Source organism: Nonomuraea sp. KM90, from assembly GCF_052246675.1.
GTDB lineage: Bacteria > Actinomycetota > Actinomycetes > Streptosporangiales > Streptosporangiaceae > Nonomuraea.
The window spans coordinates 1-1,791 of the sequence record NZ_JBQQCB010000332.1; the positions used below are offsets into that span (position 1 = coordinate 1).

The 1,791-nt window shown below is 67.3% G+C and carries 1 protein-coding gene; it reads left to right on the plus strand.

The features are described from left to right. The first annotated feature begins 219 nt into the window (after positions 1 to 219). Positions 220 to 1,776, plus strand: a complete 1,557-nt coding sequence (locus ACTWPW_RS63980; RefSeq protein ID WP_443175005.1) for an IS4 family transposase — start codon at positions 220 to 222, stop codon at positions 1,774 to 1,776. The last annotated feature ends 15 nt before the right edge of the window (positions 1,777 to 1,791 follow it).

The window sequence follows — 1,791 nt, forward strand, 5'->3', positions numbered from 1 at the left end:
CCCAAGGCCAGGTAGTTAAGGTCGTCGTGGTGCTGTCAAGCGCGCGAGTTCTCAGGACGTGGGAACGGAGATCCAGTAGAACGGTGATCTTCCACAATCAGCCGTCGAAAAACTGGATCTCCGTTGATTGCCGAGTATGCCAGCTCTGCTGTTTCTCGCGCTGTCGAGACGGGCTCTTCGCCCCGCTCGGCGGCCGGGAGGTTGTTCGCTCCCGGGCATTTGGGGGAGCTGACCGCGCTGGTGCCGTTCGAGCTCGTCGATGCGGTCCTTGAGGAAACCCGCGGCGTGCAGCGCCGTCTGCGCGCCCTGCCCTCGCGTGTCGGGGTCTACTTCCTGCTGGCGATGTGCCTGTTCCCCGAGGTCGGCTACCTGCTGGTCTGGCAGAAGCTGACGGCCTCGCTGGCCACCCTGCCGGTCGTGACGCCCACCGCCAAAGCGCTGCGTGACCTGCGCCGCAGAGTCGGCAGCGCGCCGATGCAGCGTCTGTTCGAGGTGCTGAGCGGACCGCTGGCCCAGCCCACGACGCCCGGAGTACGGTTCGGGACCTACCGCACCGTCTCCTTCGACGGCTGCAGCTCGCTCAAGGCACCCGACACCATACGTAACCGGGCCTGGCTGGGCAGCCCGGGCCATGGCGGCTATCCCCTGCTGGAGCTGATGACGCTCGTTGAGACCGGAACCCGGGCCCTGATCGGCGCGGTCTTCGGCCCCACCGGCGAGGGCGAGAGCGGCTACGCCCGGCGCCTGCTGCACCTGCTGACGCCCGACATGCTCGTGTTATGGGACAAGGGCTTCGACGGCAACGCCTTCCTCGCCCAGGTCAGCGCCACCGGCGCCCAGGTGCTCGGCCGGCTGCGCAGCAACCGGCGCACCCCCATCCTGGCCACCCTCACCGACGGCTCCTATCTGTCGGTGATCGGCACCTTGCAGATCCGCGTCATCGAGGCCCGTATCACGGTGACCTGCACCGACGGCACCACCTTCACCGGCACCTACCGCCTGGTCACCACCTTGACCGATGCCCGCCGCTACCCGGCCGCCGCCCTGGTCAGGCTCTACCACCAGCGATGGGAACATGAGTCCGCCTACTACGCGCTCCGCCACACCATGATGCAAGGACGGATCCTGCGCTCAGGCGACCCCGCCGGCCTGGAACAGGAGATGTGGTCGGTGCTCACGCTCTATCAACTCCTGCGCATCGTGATGGTCGACGCCGCCGAGTCCCGACCCGGCACCGACCCCGACCGCTGCAGCTTCTCCATCGCCCTACACACCGCCCGCGACCTGGTCATTCAGCCGGGCGACAACCCCGGCATGACCACCGGCCTGGTCGCAACCATCGGACGCCGTGTCCTGGCCGCACTGCTGCCACCCCGCCGCCTGCGCGTCAGCACCCGCAAGGTCAAATCACCCACTTCCCGATACAACGAACGGCTCGACGATGGCCGGCCCGACCACAGCCGCACCATCACCGACCTCGACATCACTCTCCTGCCACCCCCACCCACCCTGCCCGCCGCGTCCCGAGACGAGCGCCCCATGACCCCGGCCGACCGCCGCAGACAACAACAGGTCCTGACCCTCCTTCACCAAGATCCCGCCCGTCCATGGAAGGCCCGTGACATCGCCCAACACCTCGGCGATGTCACCCTGAACACGATGTATCGGCAGCTATCGCGCTGGGCCGCCAGCCGGATCATCCGCAAGATAAAACCAGGCATCTACACCGCCGAGCCGATCTCCACAGCGCCCTTGCCAACCGCCCAGAAACCTTAACTACCTGGTCTTGGG